Origin of the sequence: uncultured Campylobacter sp. (assembly GCF_938045465.1) — a bacterium.
Classification (GTDB): domain Bacteria; phylum Campylobacterota; class Campylobacteria; order Campylobacterales; family Campylobacteraceae; genus Campylobacter_B.
This window is the reverse complement of the sequence record NZ_CALIBF010000107.1, coordinates 1-20,542: the sequence shown is the minus strand read 5'-3', so window position 1 is coordinate 20,542 and position 20,542 is coordinate 1. Positions and strand designations below refer to the sequence as shown.

The 20,542-nt window shown below is 46.5% G+C and carries 22 protein-coding genes; 15 read left to right on the top strand and 7 right to left on the bottom strand.

Annotated features, from left to right (window positions below; genetic code table 11):
- The coding region (locus Q0413_RS05025; RefSeq protein ID WP_298987867.1) for a hypothetical protein at nt 1-333 on the bottom strand (333 nt) is incomplete at its 3' end.
- A gap of 426 nt (nt 334-759) precedes the next feature.
- On the opposite strand from Q0413_RS05025, the gene Q0413_RS05020 reads away from it, so the two are divergent.
- From Q0413_RS05020 to Q0413_RS04980, 9 genes are all read left to right on the top strand, one after another.
- Complete coding sequence (locus tag Q0413_RS05020; protein ID WP_297963174.1) at nt 760-1,437, top strand: CsgG/HfaB family protein; 678 nt, start codon at nt 760-762, stop codon at nt 1,435-1,437.
- Nucleotides 1,438-1,446: 9 nt separating this feature from the next.
- Nucleotides 1,447-1,941, top strand: coding sequence for a DUF4810 domain-containing protein (locus Q0413_RS05015; protein WP_298987866.1), 495 nt, complete (start codon nt 1,447-1,449; stop codon nt 1,939-1,941).
- Nucleotides 1,938-2,618 carry a DUF799 domain-containing protein gene (locus Q0413_RS05010; protein ID WP_298987865.1) on the top strand — a complete coding sequence of 227 codons (681 nt, stop codon included), beginning with the start codon at nt 1,938-1,940 and terminating at the stop codon, nt 2,616-2,618. The genes Q0413_RS05015 and Q0413_RS05010 overlap by 4 nt, the downstream gene beginning before the upstream one ends.
- 18 nt (nt 2,619-2,636) lie before the next feature.
- Nucleotides 2,637-3,092 (top strand): DIP1984 family protein, encoded by a 456-nt coding sequence (locus Q0413_RS05005; protein ID WP_298987864.1) that lies wholly within the window; start codon nt 2,637-2,639, stop codon nt 3,090-3,092.
- 424 nt (nt 3,093-3,516) lie between these two features.
- Nucleotides 3,517-4,203: a tyrosine-protein phosphatase gene (locus Q0413_RS05000; RefSeq protein ID WP_298987863.1), complete on the top strand. Its 687-nt coding sequence runs from the start codon at nt 3,517-3,519 to the stop codon at nt 4,201-4,203.
- 319 nt (nt 4,204-4,522) lie between these two features.
- Entirely contained in the window at nt 4,523-5,383 is an 861-nt protein-coding gene (locus Q0413_RS04995) for a hypothetical protein (protein WP_298987862.1), read from the top strand.
- Nucleotides 5,384-5,706: 323 nt separating this feature from the next.
- Nucleotides 5,707-6,138, top strand: a complete 432-nt coding sequence (locus Q0413_RS04990) for a hypothetical protein (protein WP_298987861.1) — start codon at nt 5,707-5,709, stop codon at nt 6,136-6,138.
- A complete protein-coding gene (locus Q0413_RS04985; protein ID WP_298987860.1) occupies nt 6,116-6,385 on the top strand; it encodes a hypothetical protein in 270 nt (89 codons plus the stop codon). Before Q0413_RS04990 ends, Q0413_RS04985 begins: the two co-directional genes overlap by 23 nt.
- A gap of 464 nt (nt 6,386-6,849) precedes the next feature.
- Nucleotides 6,850-7,098, top strand: coding sequence for a hypothetical protein (locus Q0413_RS04980; RefSeq protein ID WP_298987859.1), 249 nt, complete (start codon nt 6,850-6,852; stop codon nt 7,096-7,098).
- A gap of 736 nt (nt 7,099-7,834) precedes the next feature.
- On the opposite strand, the gene Q0413_RS04975 is transcribed toward Q0413_RS04980, so the two are convergent.
- From Q0413_RS04975 to Q0413_RS04950, 6 genes are all read right to left on the bottom strand, one after another.
- Nucleotides 7,835-8,362 carry an NAD(P)H-dependent oxidoreductase gene (locus Q0413_RS04975; protein ID WP_298987858.1) on the bottom strand — a complete coding sequence of 176 codons (528 nt, stop codon included), beginning with the start codon at nt 8,360-8,362 and terminating at the stop codon, nt 7,835-7,837.
- Between the two features lie 283 nt (nt 8,363-8,645).
- Nucleotides 8,646-9,989 carry an anaerobic C4-dicarboxylate transporter gene (locus tag Q0413_RS04970; RefSeq protein WP_298987856.1) on the bottom strand — a complete coding sequence of 448 codons (1,344 nt, stop codon included), beginning with the start codon at nt 9,987-9,989 and terminating at the stop codon, nt 8,646-8,648.
- A gap of 286 nt (nt 9,990-10,275) precedes the next feature.
- Nucleotides 10,276-11,682: an aspartate ammonia-lyase gene (locus Q0413_RS04965; protein ID WP_005870686.1), complete on the bottom strand. Its 1,407-nt coding sequence runs from the start codon at nt 11,680-11,682 to the stop codon at nt 10,276-10,278.
- Nucleotides 11,683-11,997: 315 nt separating this feature from the next.
- Nucleotides 11,998-12,597, bottom strand: a complete 600-nt coding sequence (locus Q0413_RS04960) for a DedA family protein (protein ID WP_298987855.1) — start codon at nt 12,595-12,597, stop codon at nt 11,998-12,000.
- A 236-nt stretch (nt 12,598-12,833) separates the two neighbouring features.
- Nucleotides 12,834-13,658: a peptidylprolyl isomerase gene (locus Q0413_RS04955; protein ID WP_298987854.1), complete on the bottom strand. Its 825-nt coding sequence runs from the start codon at nt 13,656-13,658 to the stop codon at nt 12,834-12,836.
- A 114-nt stretch (nt 13,659-13,772) separates the two neighbouring features.
- Nucleotides 13,773-14,549 carry a MetQ/NlpA family ABC transporter substrate-binding protein gene (locus Q0413_RS04950; protein WP_005870677.1) on the bottom strand — a complete coding sequence of 259 codons (777 nt, stop codon included), beginning with the start codon at nt 14,547-14,549 and terminating at the stop codon, nt 13,773-13,775.
- Nucleotides 14,550-14,782: 233 nt separating this feature from the next.
- Here Q0413_RS04950 and Q0413_RS04945 point away from each other — a divergent pair, with 233 nt between their 5' ends.
- From Q0413_RS04945 to Q0413_RS04920, 6 genes are all read left to right on the top strand, one after another.
- Nucleotides 14,783-17,434: a valine--tRNA ligase gene (locus Q0413_RS04945; protein WP_298987853.1), complete on the top strand. Its 2,652-nt coding sequence runs from the start codon at nt 14,783-14,785 to the stop codon at nt 17,432-17,434.
- 41 nt (nt 17,435-17,475) lie between these two features.
- Nucleotides 17,476-17,622 (top strand): hypothetical protein, encoded by a 147-nt coding sequence (locus tag Q0413_RS04940; protein ID WP_297880516.1) that lies wholly within the window; start codon nt 17,476-17,478, stop codon nt 17,620-17,622.
- Nucleotides 17,623-17,680: 58 nt separating this feature from the next.
- A complete protein-coding gene (locus tag Q0413_RS04935) occupies nt 17,681-18,667 on the top strand; it encodes a diaminopimelate dehydrogenase (RefSeq protein ID WP_298987851.1) in 987 nt (328 codons plus the stop codon).
- A 43-nt stretch (nt 18,668-18,710) separates the two neighbouring features.
- Complete coding sequence (locus Q0413_RS04930; protein WP_298987850.1) at nt 18,711-19,700, top strand: methionine ABC transporter ATP-binding protein; 990 nt, start codon at nt 18,711-18,713, stop codon at nt 19,698-19,700.
- A gap of 443 nt (nt 19,701-20,143) precedes the next feature.
- Nucleotides 20,144-20,386: a hypothetical protein gene (locus Q0413_RS04925; RefSeq protein WP_297902676.1), complete on the top strand. Its 243-nt coding sequence runs from the start codon at nt 20,144-20,146 to the stop codon at nt 20,384-20,386.
- A partial coding sequence (locus tag Q0413_RS04920) for a response regulator (RefSeq protein ID WP_298987868.1) occupies nt 20,386-20,542 on the top strand: 157 nt, incomplete at its 3' end. The genes Q0413_RS04925 and Q0413_RS04920, both read left to right, overlap by 1 nt.

The following is a 20,542-nucleotide window of genomic DNA, read 5'->3' as shown; positions in this document are numbered from 1 at the left end:
ATCTACGCGATAATATCCCAAAAAGCACGCTGCGACGAGCAAAACCGCAAGCGCCGCCCATATAAGCGCAAAAGAGTATTTGATCTTTCGCACGAGCAAAAAATGCGTGCAAGTAGTGATAAAATAGGCGCAGCACGTGAACTCAAGCATAAATACGAATATCCCTTCTCCTACGAAATCCCAGCCATACCAGCGATCGAAAATAAAATGAAAAATTATAAAGTAGCAAAGCCGGCGCGCCGCCAAGAATGCCGCCGTCACCAAAATCGGATGCAGCAGCAGCCTGCCTGCGCGCAAATCCGCGTATAAATTTTTAAAGTAGCTTTTTGGCATATGAGATCCTTTCAAATTTGAACTTCTATCGTTTTTAAGATCGATCCGGACTGCCCCCTCTTAAATTTTAAAATTTCGCAGGATTTGAATGCGCGCGCTTCGCCTTGCAAAATATGAGCCGAATTTTAAAAACATATCGTTTAAACTTCCCTAAATTTCAGCGCAACCGGATGAGTTTAATTTAAATTGAGGCAGAGCTGCGCGCGGTTTTTTTATAAGCTTTTTAAAAGCGGCTTCGCATCGGCAAGCCTCTTTTAAAATTTGCTTACTTTAAAGTGACGCCGCCGTTCGCGCGATCTTTATCAAATTTCCGCGATTTTGACATGGCGTATTTTAAGGCAAATTAATTAAATTTGAAACAAATCGTATCCGTTTTTTTAAGAATTTCTTGCTATCATACGGAAAATTTTTCTTAAGGAGTAAAGAATGAATTTCAAAAAAACCATATCGGCTGCCGTTATTGCAGCTTCGGTGCTGGCGCTATTTAGCGGATGCGCGAAAGAGAGCTCTCGCGTAGTGCAAACCCCTACGGTAGCGAGTTTAAACACCAACTACTCTGGCGAGCGGATCGCCGTGTCGGTAGGACGCTTTAACAACCAATCCTCTTACAACAACGGCGTGTTCTCCGACGGCGAGGATAGACTGGGCAACCAAGCGCAGACGATTTTAATCTCAAGCTTACAGCAAACAGGACGCTTCTCGGTGCTTGATCGCACGAATATGCGCGCCATCAAAGAGGAAAGCGCAATCTCCAAAAGCGCACAAAACTTAAAAGGCGCCAGATACGTTATCACCGGCGACGTGACTGAGTTTGGCCGCAAGACGACCGGAGATCATCAGCTGTTTGGAATTTTGGGCAAAGGAAAGACCCAAACCGCGTATTCTAAAGTAAATTTAAACATCGTTGACGTCAGAACGTCCGAGGTGGTCTTTTCGACTCAGGGCGCGGGCGAGTATGAGCTATCAAATCGAGAAGTGCTAGGTTTCGGCGGCACTGCGGGCTATGATTCGACGCTAAACGGCAAGGTGCTAAGCCTGGCGATCATCGAAGCGGTCAATAATCTCGTAAACGGCCTTGAAAACGGCGCGTTTAAACTAAGATAAGGATAAAATTTGAAAGCAAGTGGCGCTCTTGCTCTTGCTGCTGCGGCCGTGATCTTTTGCGGCTGCGGCGGCGGGACGCGGAATCAAATTTATTACTGGGACGGCAGCTACACGGACTCGACCTATCAGTATCTAAAGCAGGAAGGCGACGTAGGCGAGCAGATCGAAGCGCTTGAAAAATCTATCCAAAAGGCATACGAAAAGGGACTCAAAGTCCCGCCGGGGCTTTATTCGCATCTGGGGCTTTTGTATCTAAGCGCGGGCAACGGCACGAGGGCGAGAGAGAACTTTGAAAAAGAAGCTCAGGCTTTCCCTGAATCAAAGCCGTTTTTAACCTTCGTTACAAACCCGGCCGCGCTTAAAAAAGCGGAGGCTGCGGCCAAGCCGGGCGCTGATAAAGTCCAAGGATCAAGCGAACGCGAAGTCGCCAAAATAGCCTCTGCGAAGCAAGGCAAAGCTGCCGCGAAACAGGGCGGCAAAACGAATAAAAAGGCTAAAAAATGAAAAATAAAGCTCAAATAGCGATTTTTAGCGTATTCGTGGCGCTGTTTTTTAATGCGTGCGCTCTAAGTGAGCCTGAAATTTATGACTACTCGGCGCTTCAGCAGGCTAAGCCTCGATCGATTTTGGTGCTAATGCCGACAAACGAAACGACCGAAGTGGACGCAAGTGCTGCCGTGCTTGCCAACGCGATCTATCCGCTAAGCGAAGCGGGGTATTATGTATTTGATCCGGCACTCGTGCATGAGACCTTCAAAAATAACGGAATTTACGAGGCTAGCGACATCCAAAATGTCTCCGCGCACAAGCTAAGACAGATTTTCGGCGCAGACGCCGTGCTGTATCTGAACGTCGTCAAATACGGCACTTCGTATATGCTTATCAAAAGCACGAACGTAGTGGCGGTCAATGCCAAACTTGTGGATTTGCGAAGCGGCGCGACGCTCTGGGAGGGCTCGGCGCAGGTCAGCGACGACTCGGGCGGAGGCGGTAACAATCTCGTGGGTATGCTGATCTCCGCTGTCATTAAGCAGGTTGGCGATACGATCACCGATGCGGGATACAAGCTTTCTGCAAGCGCGGATGCGATACTTTTGGGGCAGAACTGCAATAACTGCTTACTATACGGTCCGTATTCGCCGCATTACGGTCAGGATAGGCAGCTTGGCGGCGGCAAATAAATTTTTAAAAGGACGAAAATGAAACTAGCCGAGGCGCTGATACTGCGCGCAGATATACAAAAACGCATCGAGCAGCTAAAATCAAGGCTCGCGGACAACGCGAAGGTGCAAGAGGGCGAGGATCCTAGCGAAGAGCCAAAGGCGCTGCTAGCCGAGCTAGACGCGCTCACAAGCGAGCTTGAGCGCCTAATCGTTCGGATAAATTTAACCAACTGCACCGCAAAAGCGGAAGGCAAGAGCCTAACCGAGCTGATCGCCAAGCGCGATGTACTCACGCTAAAAGCGGGCGCATTGCGGGCTTTCGCGCAAGCTGCCGCTCAAAAGGTGGAAATTTATTCGCGCAGCGAGATTAAAATTTTAAGCACGGTCGATGTCGCGGCGCTGCAAAAGCAGGTGGACGAGCTAGCTAGACAGATCAGGCAGCTTGACACGACGCTGCAAGGCGCTAACTGGCAGACCGATCTGACCAACTAAAGCGTCAAATTTAGCGGCGAAATTTGAAAGGATTTCGCGAAAAATAAAATTTCGGGTAAGTATCGCAAGGGGCGAGTACAAAACTCACCTGCGAAGCAGGTTTATGGCAGCGCTCGCGGAAACGGGCGCACCCCTTTTACGATTTATTTTCAGTAAATTTACAGGGGCAATGTGACTGCGCAATGTAACTACCTAATGCTGATCTAGCGATACCGAGGGCGGGAACGGGGAAATTTTTAAAACGAAATTTTAATTTTTGCGGCTCGGCTTGCGGGCTCGCGGTAAAATTTATCAGCGATCTGGGTGGCCTTGACGCTCAAATTTTACGTTAAATTTAGACGCGCTTGCTATTTTGCATTTTGACCCGTCTGGCGTCAAATTTTTACAAAAATCATAAAATTTAGCCAAATTTAAAGGATGAAATTTGAAATTTAAAACCCTTGCGCTAGCAGCCGCGCTTTTCTTTGCAACGAGCGTAAACGCCGAGCTCGCGACAGATACGAATTCCATAAATTTTAGAAAAACAAGCGGCTCAGGGCTAAATCTCGCAGATGCAAAAGACATCAAATTTCAACATGCGCATTTTAAGAGCGTAGATACCGCAGCGTGCGGCACAAACTCAAACTCATCGCAAAAAGCGACCCTCATTGACGAAGCGAAAAATTTTTACCGCGTGGACGAGCTGCTGTTTCGCAGCGCTCAGCTTGACGGGAGCGACGCCGCGAAGCTGCACGAGCTTGGCATCAAAAGCATCGTAAATCTGCGCCATTTTAGTAGAGGCGGCGATAAAAGGGCGTTTGGGGATCAATTTTGGCTCGCGAACAAGCCGCTTCAAAGCTGGGAGATAAAGCCCGCGCAGATCGCGGACGTTTTGCGCACCATTCGCGAGCGCCAAAAGGAGGGCGCCGTGCTCGTGCACTGCTATCACGGAGCCGATCGCACGGGACTTGTGGTGGCGATGTACCGCGTGATCTATCAGGGCTGGAGCCTGGACGCCGCGCGCAGCGAGATGATAGATGACGGATACGGCTTTCACTCGATGTGGCAGGATATCGCGGGCTTTTTGACGCCGCAAAACGAAGCGCTCGTAAGAGCCGAGCTTGGAATTTAGACGAAATTTTGCCGTCCAATCAGACGGCGGCGAAATTTGTAAAATTCAGAGTACGTGGGCTTGATTTAACAAAAGCTTGTGCGGCTTAAATTCGACTGGAGCCCGCCTGGCTTAAATTCGGCGGGCTTAAATTCGCAGGCTACCGCGGTGAGCTATTGTAACGGTGGAGACATTTGCGGGATGAGCCGCGGCGAGCCTAAATTTTATGGCAGCATAGTTTGAAAAGAAGTTTTGCGAGCTCGATAGATGGACTTAAATTTGGCGTAACCGCTTGCGCGATAAAATTCGCACTTTAAAATTTCAAAAACGGAGATTGCAAATGATACACCACTTTGCGGATCTGCTAGATCGAAAGGACGATTACTGGGCGATGGTGCCCAACCGAGAGCGTTTCGCATTTGCGCTAAACGGCCCCGTGGCGGATAAGCAAAGCTTGCAGATCGCTACAATAGGGGCGGATACTCCTTTTTGGGAGCAGATTTTTGAGTGCGGGGATCTGCAGGAGCTTACCCTACATCTTCCGAGCAAGGAGCAGATCGCCGCGCTACGGAGACTTAGGCAGCTTAAGCGTCTGCGCATTACGAGAGTTCAAGTAAAAAATATCGATTTTCTGGCCGAACTGCCGCTTTTGCAGGAGCTCGTTTTGGAATACGTATCGGGATTTTGTGATCTTTCGCCTCTGCGTGAGCTGAAAAGCTTAAGATCGGCGCATTTTGAAAATTTACGCAGAGTGATCGATTTTTCGGGACTTAGCGGCATAGCCTCGCTGAGATATCTGTGCATTAGCGGCACGCTGGATTGGGATCAGCCGATTGCAGATTTCGAGTTTCTAAAAGGTCTAACGGGTCTTGAAGTGCTAAAACTAACCTGGATAAAGTGCAAGGCCCCATATCCGGCGCTTTTGCCGCTCGCCGCTCTTAAAAATTTAAAAAAGATAAGTCTGTATCCGCACGCCTTTGCGCTGGAGGAGTACGCGCTTGCGCAGCTTATTTGCGAGGGGGTAGAGGGCGCGCAAATGCCGCTTGCTGTGGAGTTTAAAGATACCGGCTATGTATATTTTCTAGGGCGAGGCTCGGGATACACAAAAACGGGGGCGAAAAATGAGCTGCAAAGACGCGCGGAGTTTGAGCAAAAATTTGAGGCGTGCAAGCAAAAGGCGCGGGAAATTTTAAATTTATAGGTATCGCTAAAATTTTACTCTTTGCGGCGAGCTAAATTTAAAACTGTAAATTTCTAAAAAATATAGCAAAGAGATTGTAAGATAGCAAAATTTTAGTCGTAAAATTTTACGCATTTTTCTACTTAAAATTATCATACTTTTTTCAAATATGCGCTCGCGCCGCCGCGTGTGTATCACAACCAAAATCGGCTAAATTTTAAAAGCCCGATTTGCGCTTGCGGCGACTGAGCGCGTAAAACGCCGCAAAATATCAGACAAAATATCCGTAAATTTAGCCGAAACGCAGTAAAATTCGAGCGGCAAATTTAACAAAAGGAGCGATCGTGGAAAATTTATTGTTAGCGCAGCTGCGCGAGGCGCTACCGCAGGGCATGCGCGTGCCAAGCGAGACCCAGGCGCTTTATGCGTGGATCGAAGCAAACGGCTTTTATGACGACGCGGGCGGGCGCAGACGCGGCTATCTCTACCCGCAGGATCGGCTACGGCAGAGCTGGAGCGACGATGAGCGCGAGGGCGGCACGGACATCGTATTTTTCACGGATGAGCCGAAAAATCGCGACGAGGAGTTAAGGTATTGGTTTTACGGCGAGGATCGCGAGCTTGCCACGGGAGATCAAGCAGCGGCTTTGCGTGTTTGCAGGCAGCAGCTCGGAGGGCTCGATGTGCGCGCTGTGGCTGGACGATGCGGGCGAGACGAAGATCGTGCACATGGGCTCCGGCTCGGGCTCGACGATGACCTGCGTTTTGGCTCATAGCGGGCTTGATTTTTTGCGATTGCTTGCGATCGGATACGATGAAATCTGCTGGGACGAGGATTTTAGCGCGCCGCCAAACAGCGACGATTTTATCGTGCATCCAAACCTGAAATTTCAGCAGTGGCTCAAGGACGCGTTTAAAACGACGATCCCGCAAACCGCGCTTGAACTCGTCACGCCCGCACATCTGGACGACGAGAATCCGAGCGATGAGTTTTTGATCTGGGTAAATCGCGTCACGGAGTAAAATTCAAAGCGGCTTTTGCGCCGCTTGATGAAGTATTGCGGGGTTTGCTTTCACAGGAAACCTTGTGAAATTTAAGCTTTTGCTGGTTAATTTAAAGAGCATAAATTTAATGGATATCTTTTGATTAAAATTTTAATGGCAGCGGTATCCATTTGGAAAAGCATTAATCATCTATTACTGCTTTTGCTACTCTTAAAATTTTTAATAAATTTGCTCGATAGAATTTAACTCTTTGCAGTGTGGCGGTAGAATTTTGCTGCTATCTGAAATAAGACGCGATAGAAAAGTTGCTGCGTCTTTAGGAATTCAAATAATTTAGCTAAATTTCTTATGGATGAGCTGATACACCAAACGCATGGAAGTTCTGTCGGTTTAGCAAAGAACTTATTGGGACTAAATCCTAAAGCAAAAAACAAGGCTAAAAGCTTTTCGGTATTGTCTTTAAGTGTCGTATCGGAAAAATTGTGACTGCAGCGACGCAGGCAGCGCGCGCAGAGCTAAAAAATGGCGCGAGCATCTGTATCGGCGTAGCGCTTTTAGCTTCGTATGAAAGATCGCATCCAAACGATCCTGCTGTCAAATATCTACATAAATTACGGCAGATTTTTATCGAGGGCATGGGGGCGAGCTACAAGGTATATCCAGCGAATATGTCTTTGCAGCTAGCTGCGCGCAGGCATTTAAAAGCTGGAAAGCAAGATCGAATAGGTTGAAATCTGAAAGCATTAATAATTGTGCAATAGGTAAATTGTGCTCAGTGGCGAAGTGAGCGCAAACTTTTTGGCAGCTTTAAGCTGTTTGCACGCGCGTAGGATGGCAAGCGCTACTTTACTTTAAATCTCTTTTTGGATCTTGGGTTTGCACTCGCAGAGCAGCAAGCGCTAAGCAGCTAGGTGCGGAGGTATCGTATTTTGCACCACTTTCGCAGTAGCTCCCTTTTATACCTGCCAGCTGACACGCTTTCTAGCAAGATGAGTGATTGTTGTTTTGACATTAATGAGGATGAGCTTGGCGGGCTCATAGACGGCATATACAGCTCAGTAGCGGTAAACGCGTAGTTCGCAGCGTTTTATGAATTTAGCGGAGGGTTTGAGCCGGGGGGGCATGCATAGTTTTTTAGCGCCTTGTGGAAATTTAAGACGAGTATTATTGCGAGCGGGTGCAAATTTTTAGGTAAAATTTTATGCTCATTGATTTTTATATGGTTGCACTAAAGCATGCTCTATACGGAAAAATTTCGTATAAATTTTTAACGTAAACTTTGCCCATTTAGGGGGAGAGGAGAAGGGAATAAAATTTTACGATCAAAAGGGTAGCAGGCTTGCGTATGCGACGCAAAATACAGCGGTGCGAGGCGTGCCGAACAGTGCGGATGAAAAGATGATTTTCATCCGCCACTTTTTAAAATAAAATTTCGCGACTAAAAAAGCGATTTTGCCTTTGTAAATTTTAAAATTTTGCTAAAAATTCTTCGTATTTTTCTGCACTTTTTGCGATATATTCGCTATCTGGATGAAATGAAAATCCATAGCCAAAGTGGCACGGCAGCAGTTTAGCACCCGTAAAATTCATCGCGCATTTAAAAGGCGTGATAACTTCCTCTATGCCAAATCCGATCGTGCCATCTTTTTTATAGTTGTTTTGCTCGTCGCCGATAGTGATCGCTAGGGTGAATTCTTTACCTTTTAGCTTATCACCGGTGCTGCCGTAAGCCCAGCCGTAGGCGAATACATCGTCGAACCATTGCTTTAAAAGCGGCGGATAGCTGTACCAGTAAAGTGGAAACTGAATGATAATTTTATCGTGGCTTAAAAGTAACTCCTGCTCGCGCGCTACGTCTATTTTGCCGTTCGGATAAGCGGCGTAAATTTCGTGAATATCAAATTTATCCGCTTGCTTTTTGGCTACCTCGCGCCACGCCTTGTTTGCGTGTGAGCTTGCCATATCGGGATGAGCGATGATGATGAGATTTTTCATATTTTCTCCTTGTTTTTAAATTTCTTACATTATATGTTTTTTAGCTGAAATTTTGATTTATCATCTAATATAATATGGATATGAAATCTCAAACTAAATTTTACTCTCACTCAAATACTACCGGAAGGCTTGTAGTTTTTGCATGCGATTAGAAGTTAAATTTATAAGCAAATACGGCAGGCCCCAAAATCGATAGAATTTTACCTACTAAATTATATTAAAGATTTTAAATGTGATTAAAAATGCGCCGAAAAATTCGGCGCAAATGAAAGGAATACTAATCTTAGATTAGCGCAGGAGCTACGATAAATCCTAGAGCAACCGAAAGCGCAACCATAATGGTTCCCGGAAGGAAGAATGAGTGGTTAAATACAAATTTACCGACTCTCGTCGTTCCAGTATCGTCCATAGCGATCGCGCCGAGCGTCGTAGGATAGGTAGGAAGCACGAACAAGCCCGAAACGGCCGCGAATGATGCGACTAAGATCCAAATTTGACCTGAATTTTCAGGGCTGGTCATTCCAAGCGCAGCGGCAACGGCAGGCATCATAACCTTTGTGGTTGCAGCCTGCGAGTATAGTAAGCAGCTTAGGAAATATAGCGCGACGGCTAGTACGAAAGGATACTGCGTAACGACGTTTTTAGCTACCTCTTTGATGCTGTCGATGTGGCCATTTACGAAAGTAGTGCCGAGCCACGCGATACCGATGACGCATATGCACGCATTCATACCGCTTTGGAAGGTGCTGGTAGAGAGCAGCTTGCCCGTATCGATCTTGCACAAAACAGCGATAAGAAAGCCGATAGTTAGCATGAAGCTGATGATCGCGCTATCTCTTGAAAGGATCGGTTTTTCTACCAAGCCAACGCTCTTTGAGATCGCAAGCGCATAGCAAACGACGATCAAAACGCCGACAGCAAATATCGCAACCGATCTTTTCGCGTAAGGCTTCGGCTCTTTATACTCCTCGGCTTTGATCTCGGCTACAAGACCTTTTGAAAGTCTCTCTTTGTAAACAGGGTCTTTTGAAAGATCGAGATCGTAGAATTTATTTACGATAAAGGATGTAATCAACATAGCTACGAAAGTAGTTGAGATGCAAATAAACAAAAGCTTAGGATAGCTAACGCCTAGCTTCTCGCATAGACCACTCATGGCGACGAATGCTGCCGAAATAGGGCTTGCCGTGATCGCGACCTGAGATGAAACGACCGAAAGCGCAAGAGGAGCGGAAGGTTTGATGTTCTGAGTCTTCGCAACCTCGACGATAACCGGGATCATAGAAAATGCAGTGTGTCCGGTGCCCGCTAGTATCGTAAGTAGATAGGTAACGATAGGCGCTAGGTAGTTGATCTGTTTTGGGTTTTTGCGCAAAATTTTAGATGCCACCTGAACCAGATAATCAAGTCCACCCGCGACTTGTAGCGCCGTAATCGCAGAGATTACCGATGCGATAATCAAGATAACGTCAACTGGAATATCTTTAAATTCCACCTTCATGCCCAAAATGGCTAGGACGATGACGCCCAAGCCGCCTGCATAACCGACGCCCATGCCGCCTAGCTTAACGCCTAGGTAGATGCCGCCTAACAAAACGATAAATTGCAATATCACCATAAAGTCCATTGCAAAACTCCTTATAAAGTAATTTTTTTAACGGCGCGCAGAATTCTAAAGATTTCAGCAGGTAAAATCCGAATTATCTTTATAATTCAGTGGTCGGAATTCTATGCGGAATTTTATCCTAAAATTTCGCAAGTGGAATTTTACTCCACGGAAGCTAAATCTAACTTGATGAAATTCTGCATCTACGGAATTCTGCACGATCAATTTTATCTATTTAGAATTCTACTTTGCGGAATTTCGCCTATTAAATTAACCGACGAAATTCCGCGCCACACCTAGTTTGGAACTATTTTTTGCTCATATGTGGGTTGAGCATAGATTTAGGCTCTAGGATCTTATCGATCTCCTCTTTTTTCAAATATCCGCGCTCTAAGCAGATTTCGCCGACGGATTTTCCGGTCTGAAGTGCCTCTTTGGCGATACTTGCGGATTTCTCGTAGCCAATGTAAGGATTAAACGCCGTAACGATACCGACGGAATTTAACACCGATTTTAGGCAAGCTTCAGGGTTTGCCTTTAGATGTTTGATAGCTTTTTCAGCTAGTGTATTCATCGCATTTTCCAAAAGCACGATCGAGTTAAATAGCGCATATGCGATGCCAGGCTCAAACGCATTAAGCTCGAATTCTCCGCGCTCGGAGCAAAGCATAATAGTCACGTCGTTACCGATTACCTCATAGCAAGCCTCGCCTACGACCTCGGCGATGACCGGATTTACTTTGCCCGGCATGATGGAGCTACCCGGTTGCATCTTAGGAAGCTCGATTTCGCCTAGTCCGCATCTAGGACCGGAGTTCATAAGACGTAGGTCGTTTGCGATTTTACTTAGGCGGACGGCTGCTGTTTTTAACGCGCCGCTAACGTGGACGAAGTCCGCAGTGTCTTGTGTGGCGGCGATGAAGTCCTCTGCGGCTTTAAATTTAACGCCGGTAATCTCGCCTAGTTTTTTCTCGACTACGTTTTTGTAATCAGGGTGGCAGTTGATGCCCGTACCAATCGCCGTAGCGCCCATATTTAGGTAAGTCATCGACTCTCTAGCAGCTTTGATAAGTGCGATATCGGTTTTGATGTAGGTAGCAAAAGCGTTGAAAGTATTTCCAAGAGTAGTAGGGACGGCATCCTCAAGCTCCGTCCTTCCCATTTTGATGACATCTTTGTATTCTTTGGCTTTAACTTCAAGCTCTTTTTTCAAATTTTCCATAGCTTTTAATAAGTCGGTTAGCTTGGCGTAAGCGGCGACTTTGATCGAGCTAGGATAGGTATCGTTAGTGCTTTGACCCAAATTTGTGTGGTCGTTTGGATGGAGGTATTGGTATTCGCCCTTTTTGTGTCCCATGCTCTCCAAAGCTATGTTAGTAATGACCTCGTTGGTATTCATATTCGTTGAAGTTCCGGCGCCGCCTTGGATCATATCGACTACGAATTGATCTCTGAACTCTCCTGCGATGAGCCTGTCGCAAGCTTTTGCAATCGCATCGGCTTTTTGTGCGTCTAGGACGCCGACCTCTTTATTGGCTAGCGCAGCTGCTTTTTTGATTTGTGCAAATGCTTTGATAAAAAACGGATAGTCTTTGAGCGCTCGTCCGCTTAGATGGAAGTTCTCTAGTGCCCTAAATGTTTGCACACCGTAGTAAAAATCGTCGGAAATTTCTAATTCACCGATGAAATCGTGTTCTTTTCTGGTCTTTGCCATAATAAGTCCTTTCGTTGAAATTGTTAATGGAATTTTAAAGCTTTTAGTATTAAAAGCAGCTTAAAACGTAACGAAAAATTAAAATTTAGAAATTAGTGCGATTGTTTAAGGCTTTAAATAGAATTTTACTTAAAAAATATTTTGGAATTCGCTACTAAGGCATAATTACACTTTAATAGAAATATCGTATCGCACGTAGATTATGAAAGTAAAATTATAAAAATTCTTGTTTAGCTTAAATTATAATTTGAAAAATTTGAGGTTAAAGGCGATAAAATGGAATTTTTTATTGTATTTGTATTTACTAGCGCGGAGCTATTTTTTGCGTTTTATAAAATAAACATATAGGAGCGAGATTATAATGACGATGGCGAATAGAGCGATCGTAATTAGATGCAGATCTTGCTTGATTAGCTCCTCGTTTTCGCCGATGAAATATCCCAAGCTCATCAGTATTAGTGTCCAAATCGCAGCCCCAAGCCCGGTAAATAGCACGAAGCGCGCGACATTCATCTTTGCAAGCCCCGCAGGAAGGCTGATGTATTGACGAATGCCCGGGATTAGGCGGCAGTTAAACGTTGAAATTTCGCCATGGCGGTTAAAAAAAGCTTCGAATTTTGCAAATTTCTCCTCGGTGATGCCTACGTATTTGCCGTATTTAGCGATAATCTTACGTCCAAAAAAGTAGCATAGATAGTAATTAAACAGCGCGCCGGTGATGCTGCCGCCAAGCCCACAAACAAATGCTATAACAAAGCTCATCTGCGATTTTGAGGCCAGATAGCCCGCAGGGATCATCACGACTTCACTTGGGAAGGGAAAGAAGCTGCTTTCTAAAAACATCATCACAAAAATGCCAAGGTATCCCCAGCCCGCGACAAATTCTACTATAAAATTTACGATATTAGAAAGCATTTGAATTCCTTGATTTAATGTGTAAAAAACCGGCTGTACTTAAAATTTCGCAAAATTTAACATCGACAGAGCGAATAAGTTTAGAATTTAACAATCCGGCGATACAAGAGTGATCTTAAAATTTCACAAAATTTAGCGTATATAAAACAAAGGCGCGGGCTAAAATTTATCCCTACAAGTTACTGCCGCAGCGAACTTGCATATAAATTTAATAGCCTCGCGCCTTAAAATTAAAACTATTTTGCGTATTCGATGTTTAGTTTGCCGAATAGCTCATTAGCCTTGTCATCGATTTTTTTGTTTACTTTGCTTGGAAGTAGCTGATTTTTGATGAGATCTTTTACCTTTTCAAACGGCATAGTCTCAGCCTTTTTGCTGCCCTCTTTGTAGATTATATGATATCCGAATTGCGTCTTTACCGGAGTTTTGCTAATCTCGCCATCTTTTAGTGCAAACGCTGCTTTTTCAAACTCCGGCACCATCATCCCTTTGCCAAAAGAGCCCAAATCGCCACCGTTTTCTTTAGCACTTGGATCGATTGAAATTTCTTTAGCTAGCTTATTAAATTCCTCTTTTAAATTCTCTTTTTTGACTTTTGATAGCTTCGCAATCGCGTTTTTAGCAGCCTTTTCGTCTGCTACTAAGATATGGCTTGCGGTAACGGAATCTGGTTGCATGAAATTCTGTTTATTTTCATCATAAATTTTTTTAGCTTCCTCGTCGCTGATGCTTACGTCTTTAGCCTGTTCGCGTTGCCATAGATTAAATGCGATGCCATCTTTAGCAAGCTCTAGCTGATGTTTATATTCTTCGCTGTTTTCAATACCTGATTTTTTCGCCTCTGCGATTAGGAGTTTGTATTTGATCAGATCATCGATTAGTTTCTTCTTCTCATCGGCGGTCGGTTCCTGTCCGCCGTGCTGCATACCTTGAGCCAAAAACGGTGCAACATCCTCATCCGTAATAGTGATATTTGCGTCTTTTGCAGTAGCCAAAACGCCTGCATTAAGCGAAGATATAGCCATAGCGGCAACAAAGCTGAAAGATAAAATTCTTTTCATTATTTTTCCTTTATTCGGTAAATTTCGCGCAATTATAAAAAAAGATAGTAAATAAAATAGCGAATGCCAGCAAATTCGGCGCGAATCGTGCGCCGAATTTTAAAAAGAGAGGAGTTAAAACGATGGAATGATTGCGCCTTTATATTGCGTCTCGATAAATTTTTTCACCTTCTCACTTTGGATCGCTTTATCTAGCGCCTTGATTTTAGGGCTGTTTTCGTTGCCTTCTTTAACGCTAATAACATTTGTGTAAGGGTTGCCCTCAGCCTTTTCTAAAAATAGCGAATCTTTGATCGGGTTTAAATTTGCGTTAAAGGCAAAATTTGAGTTGATAACCGCAATATCGACATCGCCCAGGGTTCGCGGAAGCGCGGCGCCTTCAAGCTCTAAAATTTCTAAATTTTTAGGGTTTTTCGTGACGTCTAGCGGCGTGCGAAGCTTGGCATTTTGATCAACTTCGATGAGCCCCGCGGCTACGAGCAGATCAAGAGCGCGGCTTTCGTTGGTCGGATCGTTCGGCACGGCAACTTTAGCGCCGTTTTTAAGATCTTTTAAATTTTTAATCTTATGGCTGTAGATGCCCATCGGCTCTAAATGCACGCCCACGGTCGCTTTTAACTTCGTGCCTTTATTGGCGTTAAATTCCTCCATATACGGCACGTGCTGGAAAAATCCCGCATCCACGTCGCCGCTATCGGTAGCGAGGTTTGGGGTTACGTAGTCGTTGAAAACCTTGACCTCAAGATCGTAACCTTGGGCTTTTAGATCGGGCTTGATCTGCTCCAAAATTTCGGCATGCGGTATCGGAGTAGCGGCGACTACGATTTTTTCGGCAAGAGCGAAACTGACGACGCTGGCGCTAAGAAGCGAAGCGAGAAGAAATTTCTTCATATTTAATCCTTTTGGTTAAAATTTCGCGGTATTATAGCAGGTAGAATTTTTAATGTCAAGTGTTTTTATATGACTTTTTAAAATTTTATCTAAAATATTCTAAAATTCGATATTTCTATATATATTTAAATACTACATTTTATTGTACAATGTAGAATTGGCACGCTTTAATGAGCGCTTTACAAAAATTCCGCTAAAATCGCAAAATTTAAAATTTTAAAAAAAGGCTGAAAATGGCAAATTTTTACGACGCGAAAGCCGTAGAGGAGAGCTTTTATAAAATTTGGGAGCAGCGCGGTTACTTCGAGATCGACGGCAATAAAGATATCCAGCAAAAAGGCAAAAACTTTTGCATTATGATGCCCCCTCCTAACGTCACCGGAGTGCTTCATATCGGACACTCGCTCACTTTTACCTTGCAAGATATCATGACGCGATACAAGCGAATGGACGGCTACCGTACGCTGTGGCAGCCGGGGTTAGATCACGCAGGTATCGCGACGCAAAATGTCGTCGAGCGCGAGCTTTTGGCGCAAGGGATCAAAAAGGAAGCGATCGGGCGCGAGGAGTTTTTAAAGCACGTTTGGCACTGGAAGGAGCAAAGCGGCGGGCAGATTGTAAAGCAGATGAAGCGCCTTGGCGTCACGCCTGCGTGGAGCAGACAGCGCTTTACGATGGATGAGGGGCTTAAAAACGCCGTTCGCAAAGCCTTCGTAAATCTATACGACGCGGGGCTCATCGTGCGCGGCAACTATATGGTAAACTGGTGCACGCACGACGGCGCGCTAAGCGACGTGGAGGTCGAACACAAGGAGAACAAGGGCAAGCTTTATCATTTGCGTTACTACTTTGCGGACAGACAAAATTCAAACTCTTGCAAAGATTCGAGCGAGACGAGCCGCAACTACATTGTTGTCGCGACTACGCGCCCCGAAACCTACTTCGGCGACACCGCCGTAATGGTAAATCCCGCGGACGAACGCTATAAAAATTTGATCGGCAAAAAAGTCGTGCTGCCGCTAATCGGCCGCGAGATAGAGATCATCGCCGACGAATACGTCGATATGAGCTTCGGAACGGGTGCAGTGAAGGTCACGCCCGCGCACGATACCAACGATTATGAGGTCGGCAAGCGTCATGAGCTGGAGTTTATCACCGTTTTTGACGAAAAAGGAATTTTAAACGAGCAGTGCGGTAAATTTCAAGGCTTAGAGCGGCTTGCCGCGCGCGAGCAGATCGTAGCGGAGCTCGAACGGCTGGGCTTTATAGAAAAAATCGAGGACTACGAAAATCAAGTCGGCTACTGCTACCGCTGCAAAAACGTCGTCGAGCCGTACATCTCGCAGCAGTGGTTCGTGCGCGCAGATATCGCAAAAGATGCGATCTCTAAGGTAAATTCCGGCGAGGCGGAATTTTTCCCGAAGCACTGGATCAATAGCTTCAACGCCTGGATGCGCGAGCTGAAGGACTGGTGTATTAGCCGCCAGCTGTGGTGGGGGCATAGAATTCCCGTGTTTTACTGCGACTGCGGCCATCAGTGGGCAGATGAGCGCGAGAGCCCCGATGTCTGCCCAAAATGCGGCGGTAAAAATTTTACTCAAGATCCCGACGTGCTCGATACGTGGTTTTCAAGCGGTCTTTGGCCGATCAGTACGCTTGGCTGGGGCAATGGCGAGGCTCTGAAAAACGAGAAGTGGTTTGAGGAGGATTTGAACGAATTTTATCCGAATACCATGCTAATTACGGGCTTTGACATTTTGTTTTTCTGGGTCGCGCGCATGATGTTTCAGTGCCAAAACGCCATGGGCGAGCTGCCGTTTCGCGACATCTATCTGCATGCCTTGGTTAAGGACAAAGACGGCAAAAAGATGAGCAAATCGAGCAAAAACGTAGTCGATCCGCTGCTAAAAATAGATGAATTTAGCGCCGATATTTTGCGCTTTACGCTTACGATTTTGTGCGTGCAGGGGCGCGATCTACGTCTTAGCGACGATAAGCTTTTGATATATCGAAATTTTACGAATAAGCTTTATAACGCGAGCAAATTTTTGCTTTTAAACGCTTCTAAATTTGACGATTTGGACGCGGCGCGGATCAAAACGAACCTCGGCAAATATATGCTTTCGCGCTTTAACTGCTGCGTGAGCGCGGTGCGGGAAAATTTAGACGAATACCGCTTCAACGACGCTGCGACCGAGCTTTATAAATTTTTCTGGGACGAGTTTTGCGACTGGGGCATCGAGCTTAGTAAGGCGGACAAGGCCGCGATCGGCGAGCTAGGGATGATTTTTAAAGAGGCAATGAAGCTGCTAAGCCCGTTTATGCCGTTTCTAAGCGAGTATCTGTATCAGGAGCTAAGCGGCACGAAGCTGCAAGACGCGCGCTCCATCATGGTGATGAGATACCCACATCCTGGCGAGCGCGACGAGCGGATCGAGGAGCTATTTTCGCTCGTTATCGAAGCGATCGTTAGCATCCGCCGCGCAAAGGCGACGATCGAGCTCGGCAATGCGCGCGTAGCCAAAGCCTACGTCAAATCCGCAGTCGATCTAAGCGCCGCTGCGGACTACATCAAAACGCTAGCAAAGGTCGATGAAGTGGAATTTACGCAGCAAAATATCGCAAATTCCGCCCGCGACGTAAGCGAGAGCCTAGAAACTTTCGTACCGCTTGAGGGGGTCGATCTTAGTGGCGTGATTTCGCGTCTTAACGCGCAAAAAGCAAAGCTGCAAAAAGAGATCGAAAAGCTCTCTGCAATGCTTGGCAATGAAAAATTTATTTCCTCCGCGCCTGCCGCCGTCGTCGCCGCAAACCGCGAAGGGTTGCAAAGCGCGCAGGAAAAATTCGCCAAAGTATGTGACGAGCTAAAGGCGTTTGGCGAGTAGTCCGCTATTTTGAGCTTAAATTTTAAATCAAGGAGAAAAATATGTCAAAAGGTAGTATCGGTGGATTTACATTAGGCACGGTCATAGCCGTCGCACTATCATGGGGAGTCAATAAAAGCATAATGTGGGCGATAATCCACGGATTTTTAAGTTGGTTATATGTGATTTATTATTTCCTACTGAGGTAAAATTTCATCGGCAGCGCGCCGTCTTACGCGCTAAATTTTAAAATTTGAAGGATAAAAAATGAGCGAAAAAATAAAAATAGCGGTTTTAGGATATGGGAATTTAGGTCTCGGCGTAGAGCTTGCCGCGCGAAATAGCAAGGATTTAGAGCTTTCAGCGGTGTTTTCTCGCCGCGAGCCGCACAGCGTGCAAACATGCGGTGCGCCGGTGTTTAGCGCGGACGAAATTTTATCGCACAAGGGCGAATTTGACGTTTTAGTTCTTTGCGGCGGTAGCGCGACCGATCTGCCGGCGCAGACGCCCGAGTTTGCGCGGAGCTTTAACGTCGTCGATAGCTTCGATACGCATGTAAAAATCCCTGAGCACTTCGCCGCGGTGGACGCCGCAGCCAAAGCGGGCGGAAACGTAGGCATCATCGCCGTGGGCTGGGATCCTGGGCTGTTTTCGCTAAATAGACTATTTGGCGAGAGCGTGCTAGAAAACGGCAGCAGTTATACATTTTGGGGTAAAGGCGTGAGCCAAGGCCACTCCGACGCCATCCGCAGGATCGAGGGCGTCGTGGATGCGCGCCAATACACCGTGCCGATAGAAAGCGCCTTAAAGCAAGTTCGCGCGGGCGAAAATCCGAAACTTAGCACGCGCGAAAAACACCTGCGCGAGTGCTACGTAGTGGCCGAAGAGGGCGCCGATAAAGCGCGCATCGAGCGTGAGATAAAAACGATGCCGAATTACTTCGCCGACTACGACACGAGCGTGCATTTCATAGATCTTGCGACGCTTAAAAAAGAGCATGGCGGCATCCCTCACGGAGGATTTGTTTTGCGAAGCGGAGCGACGGGCGAGCGTGGCGAAAATAAACACTTGATTGAGTTTTCGCTAAAGCTTGACTCAAATCCCGAATTTACCGCAAGCGTGCTTGTAGCCTACGCCCGCGCGGCGTTTCGCTTAGCAAAAAGAGGCGAGCGCGGCGCGTTTAGCGTATTTGACATCGCTCCGGCGCTTCTTTCGCCAAAGAGCGCAGATGAGCTAAGGCGCGAAATTTTATAAATTTCTGGGGCGTTTCGGCGGAATTATGAACGAGGAAATCTGAGTGATAAAGATAGAAAATTTAAAGAAATTTTACGGCAAAACCTGCGTGATTGACGATGTTAGCTTGGAGGTGAAGCAGGGTGAAATTTTTGCCATCGTCGGCCACAGCGGCGCTGGTAAAAGTACGCTGCTGCGCTGCATAAACGGCCTTGAGGATTATCAAGAGGGAAGCCTCAAGGTCGAGGGCAGGGAGGTAAGAGAGCTAAGTGCCGCACAGATTCGCGAGCTGCGCAAAAATATCGGTATGATTTTTCAGCACTTCGCGCTAATGAGCCGCCGCAGCGTCGCGCAAAACGTCGCCACGCCATTAGCATTTTGGGGCTATTCGAATGACCATGCGAAGCGCCGCGTCGCCGAGCTTTTGGAGCTCGTGGGGCTTGCGGATAAAGCAAACGCCTATCCTAGCGAGCTTAGCGGCGGACAGAAGCAGCGCGTGGCGATTGCGCGCGCGCTTGCATTAAGCCCTAAAATTTTGCTTTCCGACGAGGCGACTTCGGCGCTTGATCCCAACACCACCGCGCAAATTTTATCGCTTCTGCGCCGCATTAATCGCGAGCTCGGCATCACGATCGTGCTCGTCACGCACGAGATGGAGGTCGTAAAGGGTATCGCGCAGCGCGCGATCCTGCTTAAGGGTGGGCGCGTGAGCAACTCGGGCGATATCGTCTCGCTGTTTTTGCACCCGGATGAGAATATGAAGGAGTTTTTGGGCGAGGAGGAGGTGCTGCCCGCAAGCGGCGTGAATATCAGGCTCTTTTTCCCGCCCGCGGTTGCGTTTGACAGCGTGATCACGCACATGGCGCGCGCTTTGGAGATAAATTTTAATATCGTCTGGGGCAAGCTCGAGCGCCTTGATAAAAACGTCGTCGGAAGCCTCGTGATCAACGTGGAGCCCGCACACGTTGCGCGCGTGGAGGAGTTTATCAAAAACGCGGGCGTGATCTATGAGATCGTAAGCGAGGATGAGATCAAAGGCTGCGCCGCGAACTAGGTGCGATTTCGCGCCCTGTGCGCTTGCGCCGCACTAAATTTAAGGGCTTATGCGGCATAGCGAATTTAAAAGCTCGCGCGAGGTCGCGAACTCAAAGGCTGGCTCGGCGTTTTTGATTTGACGTGCGCGTCGTGGCATTAGTCGTGGCATTATAAATTTAATTAGTTTCGCCGGAGGTTTAAATTTTTATCTCGCCGCGGTAAAGCAAGCTCGGCGATGCGCTGTTGGCGTGCGCTCTGGCTAGCTTTGATTCGCGTTTAGAATTCGACTAGCCATAGCGAGGCGATTTAAATTTCAGGGATCGCGACCGACCGAGCGCATTTAAGCCGCGCCGCATTTGAATTTACAGGCGTTTAAATTTAAATTTGAATTTTTTCGGAATTTCACACTTACTTCACTTTTACGGAAGTATAATTCCACTAATTTTTTTTAAGGAGTACGTAATGAAAAAACTTACTTTGTTTGCGCTTAGTGCGCTATTTGCTGGCACTTTTGCCGTAGCTGCCGACATGGGCATGAAAGATGAGATGAAGGATGCCAATACATCAATGCATAATGGTGCGAAAGAGGTGAAAGCTGAGATGAAACATATGAAGCACGAGACGCATGGTATGAAAAAAGATGCCGTTAAAAAGGGCTCTCATGCAAAAAAAGAGATGAAAAAAGAGATTAAAAAAGAGATGTAGTGAGTAAAATTTTACTCGTAGAGGACGATGAGACCCTTTGCGATCTCATCGGCGAATATCTAAAAGACGCGGGCTTTGACGTATGCGTTTGCAGCGATGCTCAAAGCGCCGCGGATCTTGCTTATGAACAAAAATTTGATCTTTTTATCTTTGACG

What these genes read in the sequence shown, in the direction of transcription:
- Q0413_RS05020 (WP_297963174.1), top strand. Translation starts at nt 760, where the DNA reads ATGAATTTCAAAAAAACCATATCGGCTGCCGTTATTGCAGCTTCGGTG.
- Q0413_RS04960 (WP_298987855.1), bottom strand. Translation starts at nt 12,597, where the DNA reads ATGCTTTCTAATATCGTAAATTTTATAGTAGAATTTGTCGCGGGCTGG.
- Q0413_RS04945 (WP_298987853.1), top strand. Translation starts at nt 14,783, where the DNA reads ATGGCAAATTTTTACGACGCGAAAGCCGTAGAGGAGAGCTTTTATAAA.
- Q0413_RS05005 (WP_298987864.1), top strand. Translation starts at nt 2,637, where the DNA reads ATGAAACTAGCCGAGGCGCTGATACTGCGCGCAGATATACAAAAACGC.
- Q0413_RS04950 (WP_005870677.1), bottom strand. Translation starts at nt 14,549, where the DNA reads ATGAAGAAATTTCTTCTCGCTTCGCTTCTTAGCGCCAGCGTCGTCAGT.
- Q0413_RS04995 (WP_298987862.1), top strand. Translation starts at nt 4,523, where the DNA reads ATGATACACCACTTTGCGGATCTGCTAGATCGAAAGGACGATTACTGG.
- Q0413_RS04955 (WP_298987854.1), bottom strand. Translation starts at nt 13,658, where the DNA reads ATGAAAAGAATTTTATCTTTCAGCTTTGTTGCCGCTATGGCTATATCT.
- Q0413_RS04925 (WP_297902676.1), top strand. Translation starts at nt 20,144, where the DNA reads ATGAAAAAACTTACTTTGTTTGCGCTTAGTGCGCTATTTGCTGGCACT.
- Q0413_RS04975 (WP_298987858.1), bottom strand. Translation starts at nt 8,362, where the DNA reads ATGAAAAATCTCATCATCATCGCTCATCCCGATATGGCAAGCTCACAC.
- Q0413_RS05010 (WP_298987865.1), top strand. Translation starts at nt 1,938, where the DNA reads ATGAAAAATAAAGCTCAAATAGCGATTTTTAGCGTATTCGTGGCGCTG.
- Q0413_RS04940 (WP_297880516.1), top strand. Translation starts at nt 17,476, where the DNA reads ATGTCAAAAGGTAGTATCGGTGGATTTACATTAGGCACGGTCATAGCC.
- Q0413_RS04985 (WP_298987860.1), top strand. Translation starts at nt 6,116, where the DNA reads ATGACCTGCGTTTTGGCTCATAGCGGGCTTGATTTTTTGCGATTGCTT.
- Q0413_RS04935 (WP_298987851.1), top strand. Translation starts at nt 17,681, where the DNA reads ATGAGCGAAAAAATAAAAATAGCGGTTTTAGGATATGGGAATTTAGGT.
- Q0413_RS04965 (WP_005870686.1), bottom strand. Translation starts at nt 11,682, where the DNA reads ATGGCAAAGACCAGAAAAGAACACGATTTCATCGGTGAATTAGAAATT.
- Q0413_RS04970 (WP_298987856.1), bottom strand. Translation starts at nt 9,989, where the DNA reads ATGGACTTTATGGTGATATTGCAATTTATCGTTTTGTTAGGCGGCATC.